Origin of the sequence: Yersinia aldovae 670-83 (genome assembly GCF_000834395.1) — a bacterium.
Classification (GTDB): Bacteria; Pseudomonadota; Gammaproteobacteria; order Enterobacterales; family Enterobacteriaceae; genus Yersinia; species Yersinia aldovae.
The window spans coordinates 753,404-769,653 of the sequence record NZ_CP009781.1; the positions used below are offsets into that span (position 1 = coordinate 753,404).

Sequence of the window (16,250 nt, forward strand, 5' to 3'; positions counted from 1 at the left end):
TAGCCTGATTATCAAACACAATACTTATGTCGGCCCTTCTGTTTTCTTTATCAATGATAAAGAATTAATACCGTCTTTTATTTCGTAATCAATTTCATCGACAGCATTAAACATCATCATTAACCCCATACCATTCTCCGGCCAGGAGTCAGGTGTGGACACCTCAGGAAAATGAGATAAACCACTTTTATTTTGTAACAACTCAGCGGGTATCGATTTTCCTTTATCTTGCAAGTTCAAGACTAACTGATTATTCCCATAACGCATTTCGACAATAATATTTTGAGTGGCATCATAATTAACACCATGTTTTACTATATTGATAAATGCTTCATTTAATGCAAGTTCCATAGCATAACTGCTGGATGAGTCAATTTGTAAGGGCTGCATAAATTGCACCAACTTCTCATGCAAAATATGCAGACTCGACAACGAGGCTGGCAGGCTTATGCGTATTAACTGAGCCTGTGACGTGCCTGGATGATAACTCATAGCAACATATCTTTATGAAGAAACTCATTGAATAAAGACTTCTCCGCCGTAATAATATCCTTACGTCGTTTATCATCAATAAGCCAATTTAGACCGGCCTCAGATAAATCAATTGCGATTCCCTCAGGCGAAATAACCTTCCCAGCAAAAATTATCTGTTGATGTAAATGCGCGATACCCCCAACGCGGGTGTAATCAGCAATAAAACTTTGATCAATGACAGCCCCCTGCTCTAATAAACACCCAGCACCAATAATTGCTGGCCCTTTAATCGTCACTCCGGGTTGTATTTCTGTACTACTGCCAATATAAACAGGCCCTTCAATATCTAAGGTCGAAAAATCAGCTTTAACGTTAAGCCCACACCAGACTTGGGGGGCAACTTTAATGCCTGGCATGGGATAATGTGGTAACTCTTGATTGAGGATCATCCGGTTCACATGCCAAAAATCCTGTAATGACCCAATATCAACCCATTGGAATGGTAAGGCAATACCATAGAAAGGAATGCCTAATTCAGCAAGCTGAGGAAATAACTGACTACCAATATCATACTCAATACCATCAGGAATATAATCGAATATTTCGGGTTCAAAAACATAAATGCCAGTATTGGCATTGTTTGATAATGCCTCTTCTATTTTAGGTTTTTCCTGAAACTTACTGACTCTACCTTGATCATCAGTGACAACAATACCGTATTTATTCACCTGATCCGCTGAGACAGGGCGCATCACCAAAGTCGCCACACTTTTTCTGGCCCGGTGGAAAGCCAATACCTGGTCAAAGTCTACATCAATTAATGCGTCACCACACACCACCACAAAAGTCTCATCAAAAAAACCCGAGAAGTTCTGAATATGTTTCATGCCACCGGCGGAACCTAATACATTATCGACAAAGGTATTCCCCTCCATAATGCCTTCATAGGAGTAACCCATTTCGACGCCCCAGGCATGACCATCACGAAAATAATTCTCTATATCCATAGACAAATAACTGGTATTCACCATTAACTGATTAAAACCATACTGTCTTAAATGCTCAACAATTGATTCCATAATAGGTTTGCGAATCAATGGGATCATCGGTTTCGGCAATATGGTGGTCAGTGGTCTGGCTCTGGTTCCTTTCCCGGCAGCAAGGATCATGGCTTTCATAAATAAATATTCCTTAGAAATTAAGGTGCTACGGAGCGCATTTGTTGTAACGTTTCGGTTTGATCAGTACCGATAGTAAATATCCTGTCCATCCGGGTTAGCTTAAACATGCCATGAATGTTGTTATTGAGTGAGCAAATAGCAAGTTCACCTTTTCCATTCAAAGTTTTCAGCAGCGAAACCAGAGCCCCTAAACAGCTACTGTCGATGAAATCTACCCGACTAAAATCTAACAAAATACTTTTGGCTCCCAGGGCAATCATTGCCTGTATATCTTCCTTAAACTTCAGGGCAACCGAGGCATCCAATCGCCGTATCAAGGGGGTAATAACCAGCACATTATCAATTGTCTGAGTTTCAAAGTTCATTATTTCTTCCTTACAATGCCGTTGCGTGGGGTGAACAGTTATTGCGCTCGATCACCAGTAAAGAGATATCATCACTAAATGCAGAACGCCCGTTCTGAATATCACTTTGATGCTCATCTGTTAGTATTGGGTGCCAGCAAGTTAACGCCTGCTGTACTTGCCGAAAAACGGCTTGCACACTGTCCCGATGGCTTACAGCCAGCAAGTCTTGTAAGCGCTGTTCACCAAAGAGTTCTTGTTCTGCGTTCTCACACTCAACGATGCCATCGGTAAATAAATAGAGCCGATCTCCTGAGGCAAGCGAGAAAGCGGTATCCTGATAATCCATTGAATCAATCAGCCCAACCGGTGCCCCCCCATTACCAATTGGGGTTACCTGGCCAGAGCCACTGACAATAAACGGGGTTGGGTGCCCAGCCTGACAAAGCACCCCGGTCGCGGTTTGCACATCTATAACGCCATAGATGAGAGTGAAATAGCTGGCTATATCATCGTTCTCAATGCAAAAGCGCCGATTAAGTTCAGCGACAACTTTATGAGGCGGGTTAATCCGATAACCTGAAGGAGTATTAGCAGGTGAAATCAGTAAGTTATCAGCGGCACGCCCATTAAGGAATTGGCGTGCAACTGACAGTGAGAGCATTGCTGCGGCTACACCGTGACCTGCAACATCAATACTATAGAAACCAATGTGTTGGGTGCCCAACTGGAAAAAACTTAACAAATCCCCGGATACATAGGCTGAAGGCATAAACATCCATTCAGCCTGAAAACCACTTACCATCAGCTTTTCCGCGGGTAATACACTGCGTTGCAGTTTTGCTGCGGACTGCAAATCAGCTTCTATCTGTTGATACGCTTGAGATAACTTCTGATTACGTGCATCAAGGGTTGCTTCTAGCATTAATATTCGTTCGCCAGCATGTAAACGGGCGCGTAGCTCACTTTGATTTATCGGTTTTGACAGAAAATCATCGGCCCCCGCATCTAAACCCGCGATCAAATCCTCAACAGATTGGCGCACAGTTATCAATACTAAATAAATATACCGATCAGAATAGTGTTTGCGGATAGTGGTGCAGAGCTTCAATCCATCCATGACGGGCATCTCCCAATCACTAATCACCATATTGATGGCATTATTATCGAGAATAGCCAACGCATCCTGGCCATTTTCTGCTTCAAAAACAGAGAATTGCCATTTTTTTAGCAAATTGACCAGTAAAAAGCGGTAGCTTGCTGAATCATCAACAACAAGTATAGATGTCACACCTGTAACTGGAGCATGAAGTTGCATAAGTTATCCAAATACTTCGTGTAAACATAACTAATCAAACATCATCAGTAATGCGTGATATTCGACGTCCCTGACTTTTTCATACACCGATAAAACATGACACTATCTTAACTATTAATAGTGCTATTAAGCGTAGCACAGAGTTTTAACCTTTCAATTTACAAGGGTAAAGTCCAGCTAAGATTTATTGTTCCACTGCGAAAATTTGCATTTGCGTTCTCCCGCCACGGGTAGCGAGTTCCGGTATAATTGCCATAATAAAGCGACCAGGATCCCGGAGCATAACCAGACGTATAGCCAAAACTATAAGTGTAATCATAATTCCAAGGTTGCTGCTGGTTCTTGTCTGGGTAGTAAAAAGCAGATAAGCGAAAAAAATAGTGTTGTAGTAAGGTATAGCCACAACTCCCTAAAAAACTGTTCTTATTTTCTTTCATGGTTGATGAGGCGTCAGAGTAATAACGCGGCACATAGCTATAGCCAACTTGACAAATCAGTGAGTCGTTTTTGTTAATCAATAACGCAGACTCTACCGTCTTAGGTAAGGCAAATTTGTAGCCCAAAGTCCAAGAGCCTTGCTCAAATCGTGTTCTTTGAGCACCTGTCGCAGGAAAAAAACTATTATTATCGTTGTAATTACCATAAACCAGGCTGAAAGTACCCGGATGCCAATCGTCATAACCAAAACTATAGACAAAATCGGTACTGTATTTACTGGTATTTTGTAATGGAACCCGAATAGTCATATTGCCAAAAAAATAACTTATCGGGGAATACTGCATACTAAAAAGCCCCCGCTGATTGAGTTTGTATACTTCCTCGGAGGTATGTTCCCCAGTAGGAACATTGACCATCTTTTTTTTAAGTGGTGAGCTATAGGTTAATGCCGTCGAAAATGTATCCTCATCACCAGAAAAAAGGCGCGACCAAGGGCTGGTAAATAATTTAACAGCCGGTGGATTAGCTGTCTCCGCCATAATATCTAACGGGTAGACAAATAATCCACCAAGTAACATTGTAAATAATATGTTGTATCTCACTTCAAACTATCCTCTCCCCAAATATCCCTGCTATAACCACGAATAGTCCTGTCACTGGAAAATTCTCCCATACCACTTATTGTATTTAATGCTCTGCTATGCCAATTGTAAGTATTATTGTAATCAGTCAAGGCTTGATGTTGGGCCTGACAATAGCTGGAGAAATCAGCCAAATGGAAATAGTGATCACCATGATTTACCAGCATATTAAATAGGGGGTAAAATAGATTCTTATCTGCATGGAAAAAACCTGAAATGAGTGAATCAACAGTCATTTTCAGTTCTGTATTAGATGCATACTCGTCATATGGAGAACGTCCTTTTGATCTTTGTTCTGCAATTTGTTCCGCTGACAAACCAAAAACATAGAAATTCTCATGGCCAACAGCATCTCTTATTTCGATATTAGCACCATCTAGCGTGCCAATAGTTAAAGCACCATTCATTGCCAACTTCATATTACTAGTACCCGAAGCCTCAGTACCCGCAGTAGATATCTGTTCAGATAAATCAGCAGCGGGGATAATACTCTCAGCTAAAGAGACTTTATAATCCTCTAAAAATACCACTTTTAGCTGCCCATTAACGTTAGGATCATTATTCACTTTCAGAGCAACTTGATTAATCAGCTGTATGATCAGCTTGGCCATTGCATAGCCTGGTGCAGCTTTACCTGAAAAAATATGAACTTTAGGCGCGATAGAGACCACACCGTCAAGAATCCTATGATAAAGATTAATGACATAAAGGACATTAAGTAGTTGCCGTTTATATTCATGAATACGCTTTATCTGGCAATCAAACATTGCATCAGGGTTAATAGTTATGCCTTGCTGACGGGTTATTATCTGACTTAACTTCAGTTTGTTGAATTTCTTAATCTCTGCAAGCTCAGCAATAACATCTCGGTCACTCGCTAACGATCTCAATTTGGTTAGAAGTGTCAGATTGGTAACCCACTCATTACCTAGGTGAGCATCTAAAAATAGTGATAAGCGTGGATTAGCCTGCTGTATCCAGCGCCGTGGAGTAACTCCGTTTGTTTGATTGGTAAACTTCTCCGGCATCAGATGATAAAAATCAGGCACCAGGTTTGACTTAATCAAGTCCGAATGCAATTTAGCCACACCGTTAACTTTGTGGCTGCCGATAATTGCAAGATAGGCCATCCGGACTTTCTTTTCAGGCATCTCTTCAATCAAAGACATTGACGCCAATAAGTCTGTACGTTCCGGCTGCCATCTGTGTACTTCCAGTAAGAAACGCCGATTAATTTCATAGATAATTTGTAGATGTCGCGGCAAGAGCAACTCGAACAAATTAACTGACCACTTTTCTAACGCTTCAGGCATTAAGGTGTGATTGGTGTAGGCGCACGTCCGTTGTGTTAAATCCCAAGCAATATCCCAGTCGACAGCATGTTCATCAACCAAGATCCTCATCAGTTCAACAATAGCGAGTGCCGGATGGGTATCATTAAGTTGTATTGCCACAAACTCTGGCAACTGATTAAGGTCAGTGGAATGCAAGAAGAAATCATGCATAACATCTCGCAATGTACAAGCTACCAGGAAATACTCTTGGGTTAGGCGCAACTCTTTACCCGCCAGAATTTCATCTGATGGGTAAAGGACTTTAGAAATATTTTCTGATGCTATTTTTTGATTAACCGCCTTCAGGTAATCACCATGATTAAAAATATGAATATCAAATGAATCTGAAGCACAGGCACTGTATAGACGAAGTGAATTCACCGTATTATTATTATAACCCGACACCAGATAGTCATGAGGTACGCCAATTATAATCTTCCAATCCATCCACATTGGATTGTAATTACCTTGTAGATCTTTTATTTCCTCAATACGGCCATAAAGCGGAATTATCATCGCCTGACTTTGATGCTCTATAAGCCAGGGTGAATGAGCAGAGTGCCAATCATCAGGTTTCTCTATTTGCTTACCATCCTGAATTTGTTGGTGAAATAAACCATACTCATACTTGATCCCATGACCCGATCCAGCAAGATCTAATGTGGCCATTGAATCAATAAAACAGGCAGCTAGACGCCCTAACCCACCATTACCCAGTGCCGCATCTTCTTCACTTCTGACAATAATTTCAAAATCTACACCGAGAGACTCTAATGCAGCTTTTGTGATTTCCATCATTCCTTGATTTATTAGGTTATTTCGTAATGACTGACCAATCAAAAACTCCATCGATATATAGTAAATACGTTTTTTTCTTGCCTGATAGTGGCGTTCTTGGGTACTGAAGTAGTCATCTACTTGATTTCGTCGCACAACCAATGCTAATGCACTAAATACATCACTGGATGATGCAGTTAAAAGCGTTACTCCGAGAGAATATTTCAATTCATAAAGTATGCTATCACGCAGTTTGTTGACCTGATCTTTATCTGGAGTCGACTGTGTATCTTTCATCTCTGGCCTCTTTATCATTTTGAGTAAAAATATCAGTTAGGAATAAACTTCCTGCCAACATTATATTTCGCTAATAACCATAACATCAGTAAAGCACAGAGATGAACCAGTGTATTTAACAGCCATGCACGATGCCATAATCCAAAATCCACAATTTGATTAACCAGTAAAACCACATATACATGGACAATGAAAACATATAAAGAATGTTGACCTAGCGTTATTAAAAACCAGCCAAATATCTTATTTATCGGCACCCACAAATAGCTCAATATCAAATAACATGTTATTAGCAGACTAAAATCATTCATAACGCGCAGTGGCCCTAACGCATTTTTAGCAGCGAAGTTTTCATAGAACCAATTGAAGCGTGGCGCATTTATAACATGCAGCATAACGTCATAAGGCATAAATGGATTATTATGATTTTGTGCAATAAACATCATTACAAGTGTAAATAAAACTATAATACATAAACTCCAAAATCCAGCCTTAGTGCGAGCCAGAGAAAGCAACTCTTCTTTATACCAACCAATCGTCATGCCCAGCACATAGATTAATTGCCAGGCCAAGAATGGAAACGCAAATTCAAACTGAGCCGAGGTCAACTTAATTCTAGTGAAAAAATAGAGTATATATAATGCAAGGGATATAATTAATAGCCATCCAACCCATCTACGTACCAATAAATAGAGAAAGAAAGGCGTTGCCAGCAACAGATAGAAATATAGACCTAAAATCTGACTTTGGTGTGGCCCAATTTGCAAATAGAGCACCATGTTAAACCAGGATTCTTTTATCTGATCGTAAACTGGATATAACGGATAGTTCACGTCTGAAAATCGATCGGTAAAATGCGTCACTTCAAAGGTGTTTATGAATGTCAATTTAGTTAGCAGCATTATACTTATAATGATAACTATATTGACGATATATATCTTGCAAGCTCGCCGGTATAGTGCATAGCTAACGGTTAGCAAGGCTTCTTTTTGCAGGCGTTGACGATTAATTACGCCCAACATAAACCCCGAAAGAATAACGAATCCTTCCGCGCCGGTCGTCAGACCAAAGCGCTCCCAGGTAAAAATATCCAGTACAGACATCACTTCAATGTGGGCAACAACCATCATCACTAAGGCAATACCCCGCAACAGATCGATTCTTAGGTCACGTTTATCTGGTGACACATAGCGCAACGATTTTATCCAAACGGGAGCAGTTCTACATTTATTTTCAGATATAGCAAATGCGTGAATCATCCAATCACCCGCAAATTTTACCTATCGATAATGAAGGATATTAGCTATCCATCCGTGTTTTAATCTCACGCCATTCACGCACCCACACACATTAGAACATTTTAACTGTAGAACAATGTGAGTAACCTTACAATTGTGGTTAATTATGAGGATAATTTATGAGTATCAGGATACGTAAAAGGCAGCCCCTTCACGGTGAAGATAACTATTGGCCTATGGTAAAAATCTTATTGGATGCCCGCATCAATAAGAATCAGACCAAGGCATATCAAATTCATCTTATTAAGCCAGTAAAAAATGTTATATAATACATTGAATTACATAGCATTACCCTTACGGGCAGGTTAAAATCTAAACTGCCCCAGCATCTGCTACAAATACTAAATTATCAGTATTTTAACCATCATATTTATTCAGAAGCTTCATTCGTTTCTCCGGCATGGCTGTCGTGGTGCTGAACTTATTCTCTCCTCGAGCCGTTGGCCAGCGTAAGCAAACGAGAATGGCAACTGAACTGGCGATAAATACTTTATTAATAGTGTTATGGCGGAGAAAAGCTTTATCTCCTGTTCTATTCAGGAGGCCAGTTTGCAAATGAATGCTGGAAACCTTTGTGTCAACTCAAGGGGGAACACAGTATATGTCGACGGGGAAATACCATAGAAGTGCCGTAGCAGAGAGTTTTTCAGTTACTGAAAATAGAATGAGGCAAGGGTCTGTCTAATCGAGTACAGGTAGTGCTGCTTCAGCATTCGCATTATATTAGCAATGTTATCGTCGTGGATTAAGTGCCTGAGAGTCACTGTCGTTATGCGTAGTGATTGGGGATAATTGTGATCGAGCAAACCCCAAATAAAATAGTCATCGTCAATCACCCAGAACGCAATACTTCGCATAACGATAGATTTTCACAAACATGATTATGACGTGCTTAGTATAATTGCCCTATCAGCCCCCATTTTTAAACCGATGGTGCATATTAATCAGTGTTGCTATGGCGGCGACCAATGCCGGAATACACATAAACAGAAGAATATTATCCACCTGCCAGTGCATATTGAGTAATTGTGCGGCCAATAAAGTACCCGCGACACCCCCAAAACGCCCTATTCCCTGCATCCAGGAAATTCCTGTCGCACGGCTATGCGTTGGATAGAAGTTAACCGCCAAAGATTGTAAACCAGACTGAGCACCGTTCATGGTGACCCCCATCAGAAAAATCAAACCGCCTAATAAGAGTATCTGGCTATTCTGAGTGGACATCAGGACAATCAGAATAGCGGTAATCATAAATCCGCATGACACAACTTTATAAGCATTCCAGCGATCCATCAGCCAACCTGCAATGATAATACCCAGCGTTCCACCGAGGGTAAACAAAGAGGTGAGTATTGCCGATTGTTGCAGTTGATAGCCGAGGCCATTCATCAGGATCGGCATCCAACTCAGTAATACATAATAGATAATTAACCCCATAAAGTAGGTTAACCATAGCATCAGTGTGCCAATCAGGTAGCGGGAAGAGAAAAGCAGGCCAAGGCTACTTTTAGTCTGTGTCAGTGGATCTTGATAAAGGTAGAACTGAGTCGTAGGTTTGATATCCCGTTGCATAAGCAAAATAAGAATCTGGCGAACTTTCTCTGGGTAACGTTGCTTACTGACGAGATATTTCACGGATTCAGGTAATAAAAACACTAACAAAAGGGTCAATGCTAGCGGCATGATAGCCCCAAGTAATAACACGCTTTGCCAGCCATAAAGTGGCACCAACCAGGAAGAGATAAATCCACCCGCAGCAGCACCTAGAGGAAAACCACAGTACATCGTGTTAATCGCCAGTGCCCGGCAACGTGCAGGGGCGTACTCTGATATCAAGGTAATGGCATTAGGCATAGCCGCTCCCAGCCCCAAACCCGTCATAAAACGCCAAAATGTGAGAAGGTTAAGGCTGCTGGCATAAGCGGAGGCCAAACTGGAAAGGCCAAAAAACAAGCAGGAATAAATCAGCACTTTTTTGCGCCCTATCCTGTCGGATATTGGCCCGGCCACCAACGCACCAAGTGACAACCCGAGCAGTGCGGCACTCAATACTAGCCCCAAACTCTGCTTGGGAATCCCCCAGTCATCTGACAATGCCGGCGCGATGTAACCCATAGCGGCTGTATCGTAACCATCAATTGCCAGAATAAGAAAGCCTAATATGATAATTTTCCAATGAAAAAAAGAGAAATGGCTGTTATCGATCTCTTGCTGAATATCCAATTTATAGCTATGAGTCATCATTAAGCTCTCATCGAGTATGTACATGTATATACATTTGTTGCATTTGATGAGCACTTGTCAAATATATTTATTATATTTGTCTGTAGCTTGTTATTTTTGTTGTATATTCTTCCTATTAATTAAATTTCAGTGTTATGTTTACTAATCTGTTAATTAACTAGCAATATAATCTGTGTAACTTAACTTAGTGACTGGAATGTATCGTGTATTGCGGCCTTATTCATGTTGTATGCGCTGAAATTTATTACAGCCGATATCTTTCGAGCAACGCCAACAGATCGCCTTGACGTCACGATATAGACAAACATAAGGTGCAGAAGCGGCGACATGTTTGCATCAGGAATCCAGCTAGATAATTTAGAATAATCCGACAAACGATCATCTGAGTCAGCGCTCCAGCCAATGATGAGCCGGAATGGTTCGACTCTTACTATAAGGAGTTAGTATTGAATACAAAGAATATGCATTACGTCGATATAGGTTCGGGTTTTCCCCTGTTGCTCGGACACAGCTATCTTTTCAGCAGTGATATGTGGTCATCGCAACTGCCCGAGCTAGCCAAGCGCTACCGGGTCATTATTCCTGACTTATGGGGACATGGCGCGTCCCCAGAACTCCCTGATGGCTACAGTAGCCTTTCAGATATTGCCCATGACCATCTCAGCTTAATGGATGATTTGGGTATAAAAGAATTTGGCATTTTAGGGTTGTCAGTCGGTGGAATGTGGGGAGCTGAATTGGCAGCCCTTCATCCTGAAAGAGTCAAATTACTTGCCCTGATGGACACTTTTCTTGGTGAGGAGAGTGACGCTGAAAGGTCGCGCTATTTTGGTATGTTAAATGAGATAGATAAAATCGGGAGCATACAATCTCCACTGCTAGAGTATGCGGCGAAATTATTCTATTCAGATAATGTTTCCAATATGCTGTTACACCCTCTAATCGATCATTTGAGGAGTATCCCAGCCGAACGTTTACGCCAAAGTATTGTTCCTTTGGGTAAGCTAATCTTTGGGCGTCCAAATAAATTATCTTTACTTGAAAAAATCACTGTTCCTTCGATAGTCATTACGGGGGAGTATGACAAACCCAGGCCACCATCTGAAGGTGCATTAATGTCAAAATTACTGCGATGTGATCATGTCATTATTCCAGGTGCGGGACATATCAGTAATAAAGAAAAACCCGATATAGTGACAGACACCTTACTACAATTCTTATCCAAAGCTCATAGCGCCAATTAGTGCAGCAGCGTTAGTCACTAATCTGTCGGGTAGGATTTGCTCCAATCTTGCTATGTTACCCTTGTATTTATACATAAAAAATAGGTCGTTAGGATGAAAGCAGCCATACATCAATTACCCAACGGTATTTCTCTGACCCTGCGTACCACGGAACATCAAGGCAACAAGCCAGTCGTGATCTTGTGTCACGGTTTCTGTGGCATTCAGGAGATTCTGTTACCGGCATTCGCAGAAGCGTTTACCTTAGCAGGGTTTAACACGGTCACTTTCGATTACCGCGGTTTTGGCAGCAGTTTAGGTGAACGTGGTCGTCTGGTTCCAGCAATGCAAATTGAGGATATTCTCAGCGTTGTGGCATGGGTTAAAACTCAGGCAGACATGAATACCAGCCGTATCGGGTTATGGGGAACATCATTCGGCGGGTGCCATGTATTTGGTGCTGCGGCAGATAATCCTGATATCGCATGTGTAGTCAGCCAGCTCGCATTTGCTGATGGTGAAGATATCGTCACGGGAAAAATGTCTGAGGAAGAGAAAAAGAGCTTTATTGCCACACTGGATAAGATGGTAGAAAAGAAGCAAGCCACCGGCAAAGAAACATTTGTTGGTGTAACTCGCGTGCTGAATGACAAAGAATCAAAAACATTCTTCGAAACAAACAAAATAATTTATCCTGCAATGGACATTAAGATCCCATTTCTTACCGTCCGCGAAACCCTGCGATATAAACCTAAAGATAATGCTGCACGAGTCACCTGCCCAACGCTGGTTGTTATCGCAGGTGCTGACACTGTAAACCCTCCGGATCAAGGGCAAGAATTATATAATGCAGTGAGTTCATTACATAAAACGTTGCATATGGAGGATGGGGCTATGCATTATGATATGTATAGTGGTAAGCATTTTGACAATATAATCGCTATTCAGACTGACTGGTTCAGGAAGCATCTTTAGATTAATAAAACATACGGTGACATATCGTGGATATGTCACCGTAGAGATATTGTTGAAACCGGTATTAATTTTGCTATCGTAGGTTACCGTTGCTCGACAATTTCTGACTTCCCAACGCATTAGAGTATCTAACGGCTGAAAGTGTTTGGGATAGAAGAAAAGACGGGAGTATTTCGCTCCCGTCTACGCAGTAATAGCGCAGTGAATTAACTAGACAAATTAAAGCGTAAGATAAAATATACCATGAGTTCTGCCAAGGGAACAATCGGGAGTGTATACAGTGGCGTAGAGAACAAGTTAGTATATATTTAATTTTTTGAATATATGTGAATGAGTATCAGTAAAATACAAAAGATCTGATGTTATATTTAACATGATAAAGCTTTATGCCGAGTATGTTCTTGATAAACAGGGAGTGTTAGAAATTCTGTGTCATTCCAGTAATATGCAATCAAAAAGGAATGACACATGTCCCAACCCTTCGATTTCGACAAAGCGCTTAAGGCACTCCAGTCCGGTCAGGCATTAACCGGGAAAGATGGTATCTTAACGCTATTAATCAAACAGTTAACCGAAGCTGCATTAGCTGCTGAACTCGATTCACATCTGGCTCAGGACGTTGAAGCCAACCGTAAAAACGGCTCAGGCAAAAAGACCGTTAAAACACCCACTGGCAGCTTTGAACTGGCCACGCCCCGCGATCGCAATGGTACTTTTGAACCTCAGTTGGTGAAGAAGCACCAGACCACACTTTCCGATGAGATCGAGCGCAAGATCATCCGTATGTTCGCACTTGGCATGAGCTACAAAGATATCAGCCAGGAAATTGAGGATTTATATGCTTTCAGCGTGTCCAGTGCCACCATCAGCGCGGTCACCGATAAAGTTATTCCTGAGCTGAAACAGTGGCAACAACGCCCGCTGGAAGCGGTATACCCCTTCGTCTGGTTGGATGCTATCCACTATAAAATCCGCGAAGACGGGCGTTATCAGAGCAAAGCGGTCTACACTGTTCTCGCCCTGAATCTGGAAGGCAAAAAAGAGATACTGGGCCTGTATCTGTCTGAAAGTGAAGGCGCTAATTTCTGGCTGTCGGTACTGACCGACCTACAAAATCGTGGTGTGAACGATATTCTGATTGCCTGTGTGGATGGTCTGACAGGGTTCCCGGAAGCGATAAACAGCATTTACCCCGATACAGAAGTTCAGTTGTGCGTCATCCACCAGATCCGTAACTCGATAAAATATGTCGCATCGAAGCATCACAAGGTATTTATGGCTGATTTAAAGCCAGTTTATCGTGCGGTATCAAAAGAGGCAGCGGAAATCGCACTGGACGAACTGGAAGAAAAATGGGGCCAACAATATCCAGTGGTACTTCAGTCGTGGCGGAGAAAATGGGCCAATCTGTCGTGTTACTTCCGATATCCGGCAACGATCCGCAAGGTCATTTACACGACAAACGCCATTGAATCGGTGCATCGCCAGTTCAGAAAACTAACAAAAACGAAAGGCGCGTTCCCGAATGAAAACAGTCTGTTGAAATTACTGTATCTGGGATTAATGAATGCGCAGGAAAAATGGACAATGCCGATCCAGAGCTGGAATTTGACATTGTCCCAGTTGGCGATTTATTTTGAAGGCCGCCTCGATAAAGTGATTACGTTGTAATGATTTTTTAACGTGACACAGAATTATGAACGTTCTCACTTCATACGCTTCCAAAGCGGCACGACGTGTATTTAAGAAAACAAAAATCCCATTTGGTATATCCTTACCCACATGGTTAGGGGGTTATACCCCGCTGACTGCGAAACGAGTTATGGTTCGCAATCTTGCCCCGTTTGTTGGTCGCTCGATCCCCCTGCTTGGCATTATCATTATTGCTGCTGACGTATCAGAGATTACCTACCATACAATTCGTGATTACAACATGATAGCAAGGGGAGCAGATAAATTATGGTAGATGATATTGAACAGCGCATTTATGATCTTGTACGACCTTATGCTGGCTTCTATATATTCACTAGAAAGAAAGTAGCTTTAACTCCCGATACAGACTTAGACACTGACCTTAGTATTGATGAGCTTGAAGTAGAAGACCTCATGAATGATTTCTTTAAAGAATTCTCTGTAGAAAAAGGGAATTTCAATATTAAAAATTACTTCCCTGATGTTCCTTTTTCTTTCAATCCATTCAAGAAAACAGCCCCCATACCCGTTCCAGACTTCACCATCGGTATGCTTATTGAATCCGCCAAAGCGGGTCGCTGGTTGTACGATTGAAATAGGCCGGGCAATTAAGCCCGGTTTTGTATTTTAGAATACCGGTGGCCACGCAGGTACTCGATAGCCTTGATTTACCGCTTCAATCAGTAACCACTGTGGTAATTCTGGTAACTCAATTAACGGCCAGCTTTCCACTGTCGGCCATGAGCGATACGCGGTGCGGGCTTCCATCAGCTCAGTGCGTTGCGCTTCCGTCAACTGTGTATCGCCGATGCAGTAATCACTGACCATCATCGGATCGGTGGCAGTAATAGAATCATCACGATAACTGCGCGCCGTGGCGGCCAGTTCATTGGCGGGTGAGTACTGGCGGTGAGATATCCGCCCACGCAGGCATCTCTGACATGGACACCTCATATTTTAGATATAAAAAAACCCGCGCAGTGGCGGGTTTGATACTCGTAGGAGTACTTATAATGGTGTTTACTGTAACAATCAGTTCGTCACAGTCACCATGACGCTATTAGAAGTCATAATCATTAATGACTTCTAGCAATTGCTTATTCTCTTGGTATTTGGTGCTTAATTTTTTTTGCAATTCAGTTGCTTTAGGGCAAGTAACATTGACTTCTTTCTCTATGGCAATTTGCCGTTCTTTGGGGATTGATGAGTCCCATTCGCCAGCAAGATATTGGCATTCATCTGCTATTTTTAAAAACTCGCTAATATCAGCCGGGTATTTTTCAGCAGCATGGGAGCATCCAAGTAAAAGAATAAATGGCAAAATAAAAACAATCATTTTCTTCATGTTATCTACCATCCGTTGACCAATGAGGTCTATCTTTGGAACCACCATGGTATTTTATAATATCAAAGCTTTTTCCTACGATATGGAGTTCTGTATTCATCCCATCTTTGGGAAAACTCTTAATTAAGACATCTTCCCCTTTTTTATTTTTTATTTTTAAATCTCCCATCCATGAGATATTCATATCTATAGCATTGCCTTCGGTATGTCTGCTTTTTAATGATGGAGCAACATTAAGTCCTGTCATACCGTACGCTCTTACCATATCCTGTGCGGCTTTAATGCTTTTCGCCGTGTCTATACTGCCATCGCTCTTTTTATGTGCCCATTGAATGCTGATACCGGTTTTTTCCGGTACATCTTCAGGCTTGGCAAGGTTTCTTGATATTTTCCAAGACCAATGCATCAAATAAGCCCTTTCAGGTGGTCTTAATGTTGCTGATATAACGATTGTCGCACCCGACTTTGTTAATTCAGATATAAAGTTGTCAACACTTATTTTAAATGACGGGCTTAATGATTGGGTTGAAGCACTTCCCTGAAAACGAGAAACCCATTTTTCTCCACTGATTTCTTTCATTCATAATATCCTTATATTTAATATCCATAAAGATAGTATGTTTTACTCTTTAAATTTGCAATTCATTTACATTATAGGCGATGCAGAAT

15 protein-coding genes and 1 pseudogene are annotated in these 16,250 nt (G+C 41.5%); 5 read left to right on the forward strand and 11 right to left on the reverse strand.

All coding sequences use genetic code 11. From position 1 onward, the window contains the following. Positions 1-24: 24 nt before the first annotated feature. The 8 genes from AT01_RS03415 to AT01_RS03450 all read right to left on the reverse strand — a co-directional run bounded on the left by AT01_RS03415 (position 25) and on the right by AT01_RS03450 (position 10,343). Positions 25-492, reverse strand: a complete 468-nt coding sequence (locus tag AT01_RS03415; protein ID WP_082039535.1) for an ATP-binding protein — start codon at positions 490-492, stop codon at positions 25-27. Beyond that, on the reverse strand, positions 489-1,652 hold the full coding sequence (locus AT01_RS03420; RefSeq protein ID WP_004698790.1) for a sugar phosphate nucleotidyltransferase: 1,164 nt from the start codon (positions 1,650-1,652) through the stop codon (positions 489-491). The genes AT01_RS03415 and AT01_RS03420 overlap by 4 nt, the downstream gene beginning before the upstream one ends. 20 nt (positions 1,653-1,672) lie before the next feature. After that, the gene (locus AT01_RS03425; RefSeq protein WP_004698787.1) at positions 1,673-2,020 is read right to left on the reverse strand and encodes an STAS domain-containing protein; all 348 of its coding nucleotides are present in this window, start codon (positions 2,018-2,020) and stop codon (positions 1,673-1,675) included. A 10-nt stretch (positions 2,021-2,030) separates the two neighbouring features. Then, complete coding sequence (locus AT01_RS03430) at positions 2,031-3,317, reverse strand: PP2C family protein-serine/threonine phosphatase (protein ID WP_042546095.1); 1,287 nt, start codon at positions 3,315-3,317, stop codon at positions 2,031-2,033. A gap of 158 nt (positions 3,318-3,475) precedes the next feature. Beyond that, positions 3,476-4,333: a hypothetical protein gene (locus tag AT01_RS03435; protein WP_004698784.1), complete on the reverse strand. Its 858-nt coding sequence runs from the start codon at positions 4,331-4,333 to the stop codon at positions 3,476-3,478. Between the two features lie 20 nt (positions 4,334-4,353). Then, complete coding sequence (locus AT01_RS03440; protein ID WP_004698782.1) at positions 4,354-6,804, reverse strand: glycogen/starch/alpha-glucan phosphorylase; 2,451 nt, start codon at positions 6,802-6,804, stop codon at positions 4,354-4,356. 32 nt (positions 6,805-6,836) lie between these two features. Next, positions 6,837-8,063, reverse strand: a complete 1,227-nt coding sequence (gene opgC, locus AT01_RS03445; protein WP_042546096.1) for an OpgC domain-containing protein — start codon at positions 8,061-8,063, stop codon at positions 6,837-6,839. Between the two features lie 948 nt (positions 8,064-9,011). Continuing rightward, positions 9,012-10,343: an MFS transporter gene (locus AT01_RS03450; RefSeq protein WP_042548475.1), complete on the reverse strand. Its 1,332-nt coding sequence runs from the start codon at positions 10,341-10,343 to the stop codon at positions 9,012-9,014. Positions 10,344-10,807: 464 nt separating this feature from the next. Here AT01_RS03450 and AT01_RS03455 point away from each other — a divergent pair, with 464 nt between their 5' ends. From AT01_RS03455 to AT01_RS03475, 5 genes and pseudogenes are all read left to right on the forward strand, one after another. Beyond that, on the forward strand, positions 10,808-11,590 hold the full coding sequence (locus tag AT01_RS03455) for an alpha/beta fold hydrolase (protein WP_042546097.1): 783 nt from the start codon (positions 10,808-10,810) through the stop codon (positions 11,588-11,590). Between the two features lie 93 nt (positions 11,591-11,683). Continuing rightward, positions 11,684-12,544 carry a UilS family quorum-quenching N-acyl-homoserine lactonase gene (gene uilS, locus AT01_RS03460; protein ID WP_042546098.1) on the forward strand — a complete coding sequence of 287 codons (861 nt, stop codon included), beginning with the start codon at positions 11,684-11,686 and terminating at the stop codon, positions 12,542-12,544. Positions 12,545-13,012: 468 nt separating this feature from the next. After that, positions 13,013-14,215, forward strand: coding sequence for an IS256 family transposase (locus AT01_RS20520; protein WP_042546099.1), 1,203 nt, complete (start codon positions 13,013-13,015; stop codon positions 14,213-14,215). A gap of 37 nt (positions 14,216-14,252) precedes the next feature. Further along, a pseudogene (locus AT01_RS20525) lies at positions 14,253-14,510 on the forward strand (STM2901 family protein); the annotation flags it as partial. Then, entirely contained in the window at positions 14,504-14,830 is a 327-nt protein-coding gene (locus tag AT01_RS03475; protein WP_042546100.1) for a DUF1493 family protein, read from the forward strand. The pseudogene AT01_RS20525 and the gene AT01_RS03475, both read left to right, overlap by 7 nt. Before the next feature lie 33 nt (positions 14,831-14,863). On the opposite strand, the gene AT01_RS22165 is transcribed toward AT01_RS03475, so the two are convergent. The 3 genes from AT01_RS22165 to AT01_RS03490 form a co-directional block, all read right to left on the reverse strand. After that, positions 14,864-15,190, reverse strand: a complete 327-nt coding sequence (locus AT01_RS22165; RefSeq protein ID WP_235427213.1) for a hypothetical protein — start codon at positions 15,188-15,190, stop codon at positions 14,864-14,866. A gap of 106 nt (positions 15,191-15,296) precedes the next feature. After that, entirely contained in the window at positions 15,297-15,629 is a 333-nt protein-coding gene (locus AT01_RS03485) for a hypothetical protein (RefSeq protein WP_042546101.1), read from the reverse strand. Then, positions 15,583-16,161 (reverse strand): hypothetical protein, encoded by a 579-nt coding sequence (locus tag AT01_RS03490; RefSeq protein WP_042546102.1) that lies wholly within the window; start codon positions 16,159-16,161, stop codon positions 15,583-15,585. The genes AT01_RS03485 and AT01_RS03490 overlap by 47 nt, the downstream gene beginning before the upstream one ends. Positions 16,162-16,250: the final 89 nt, after the last annotated feature.

Bases quoted from the DNA above. Each gene is read 5' to 3' on its own strand.
- AT01_RS03415 (WP_082039535.1), bottom strand. From the start codon at position 492: ATGAGTTATCATCCAGGCACGTCACAGGCTCAGTTAATACGCATAAGC.
- AT01_RS03420 (WP_004698790.1), bottom strand. From the start codon at position 1,652: ATGAAAGCCATGATCCTTGCTGCCGGGAAAGGAACCAGAGCCAGACCA.
- AT01_RS03425 (WP_004698787.1), bottom strand. From the start codon at position 2,020: ATGAACTTTGAAACTCAGACAATTGATAATGTGCTGGTTATTACCCCC.
- AT01_RS03430 (WP_042546095.1), bottom strand. From the start codon at position 3,317: ATGCAACTTCATGCTCCAGTTACAGGTGTGACATCTATACTTGTTGTT.
- AT01_RS03435 (WP_004698784.1), bottom strand. From the start codon at position 4,333: ATGTTACTTGGTGGATTATTTGTCTACCCGTTAGATATTATGGCGGAG.
- AT01_RS03440 (WP_004698782.1), bottom strand. From the start codon at position 6,804: ATGAAAGATACACAGTCGACTCCAGATAAAGATCAGGTCAACAAACTG.
- opgC (WP_042546096.1), bottom strand. From the start codon at position 8,063: ATGATTCACGCATTTGCTATATCTGAAAATAAATGTAGAACTGCTCCC.
- AT01_RS03450 (WP_042548475.1), bottom strand. From the start codon at position 10,343: ATGACTCATAGCTATAAATTGGATATTCAGCAAGAGATCGATAACAGC.
- AT01_RS03455 (WP_042546097.1), top strand. From the start codon at position 10,808: ATGCATTACGTCGATATAGGTTCGGGTTTTCCCCTGTTGCTCGGACAC.
- uilS (WP_042546098.1), top strand. From the start codon at position 11,684: ATGAAAGCAGCCATACATCAATTACCCAACGGTATTTCTCTGACCCTG.
- AT01_RS20520 (WP_042546099.1), top strand. From the start codon at position 13,013: ATGTCCCAACCCTTCGATTTCGACAAAGCGCTTAAGGCACTCCAGTCC.
- AT01_RS03475 (WP_042546100.1), top strand. From the start codon at position 14,504: ATGGTAGATGATATTGAACAGCGCATTTATGATCTTGTACGACCTTAT.
- AT01_RS22165 (WP_235427213.1), bottom strand. From the start codon at position 15,190: ATGAGGTGTCCATGTCAGAGATGCCTGCGTGGGCGGATATCTCACCGC.
- AT01_RS03485 (WP_042546101.1), bottom strand. From the start codon at position 15,629: ATGGTGGTTCCAAAGATAGACCTCATTGGTCAACGGATGGTAGATAAC.
- AT01_RS03490 (WP_042546102.1), bottom strand. From the start codon at position 16,161: ATGAAAGAAATCAGTGGAGAAAAATGGGTTTCTCGTTTTCAGGGAAGT.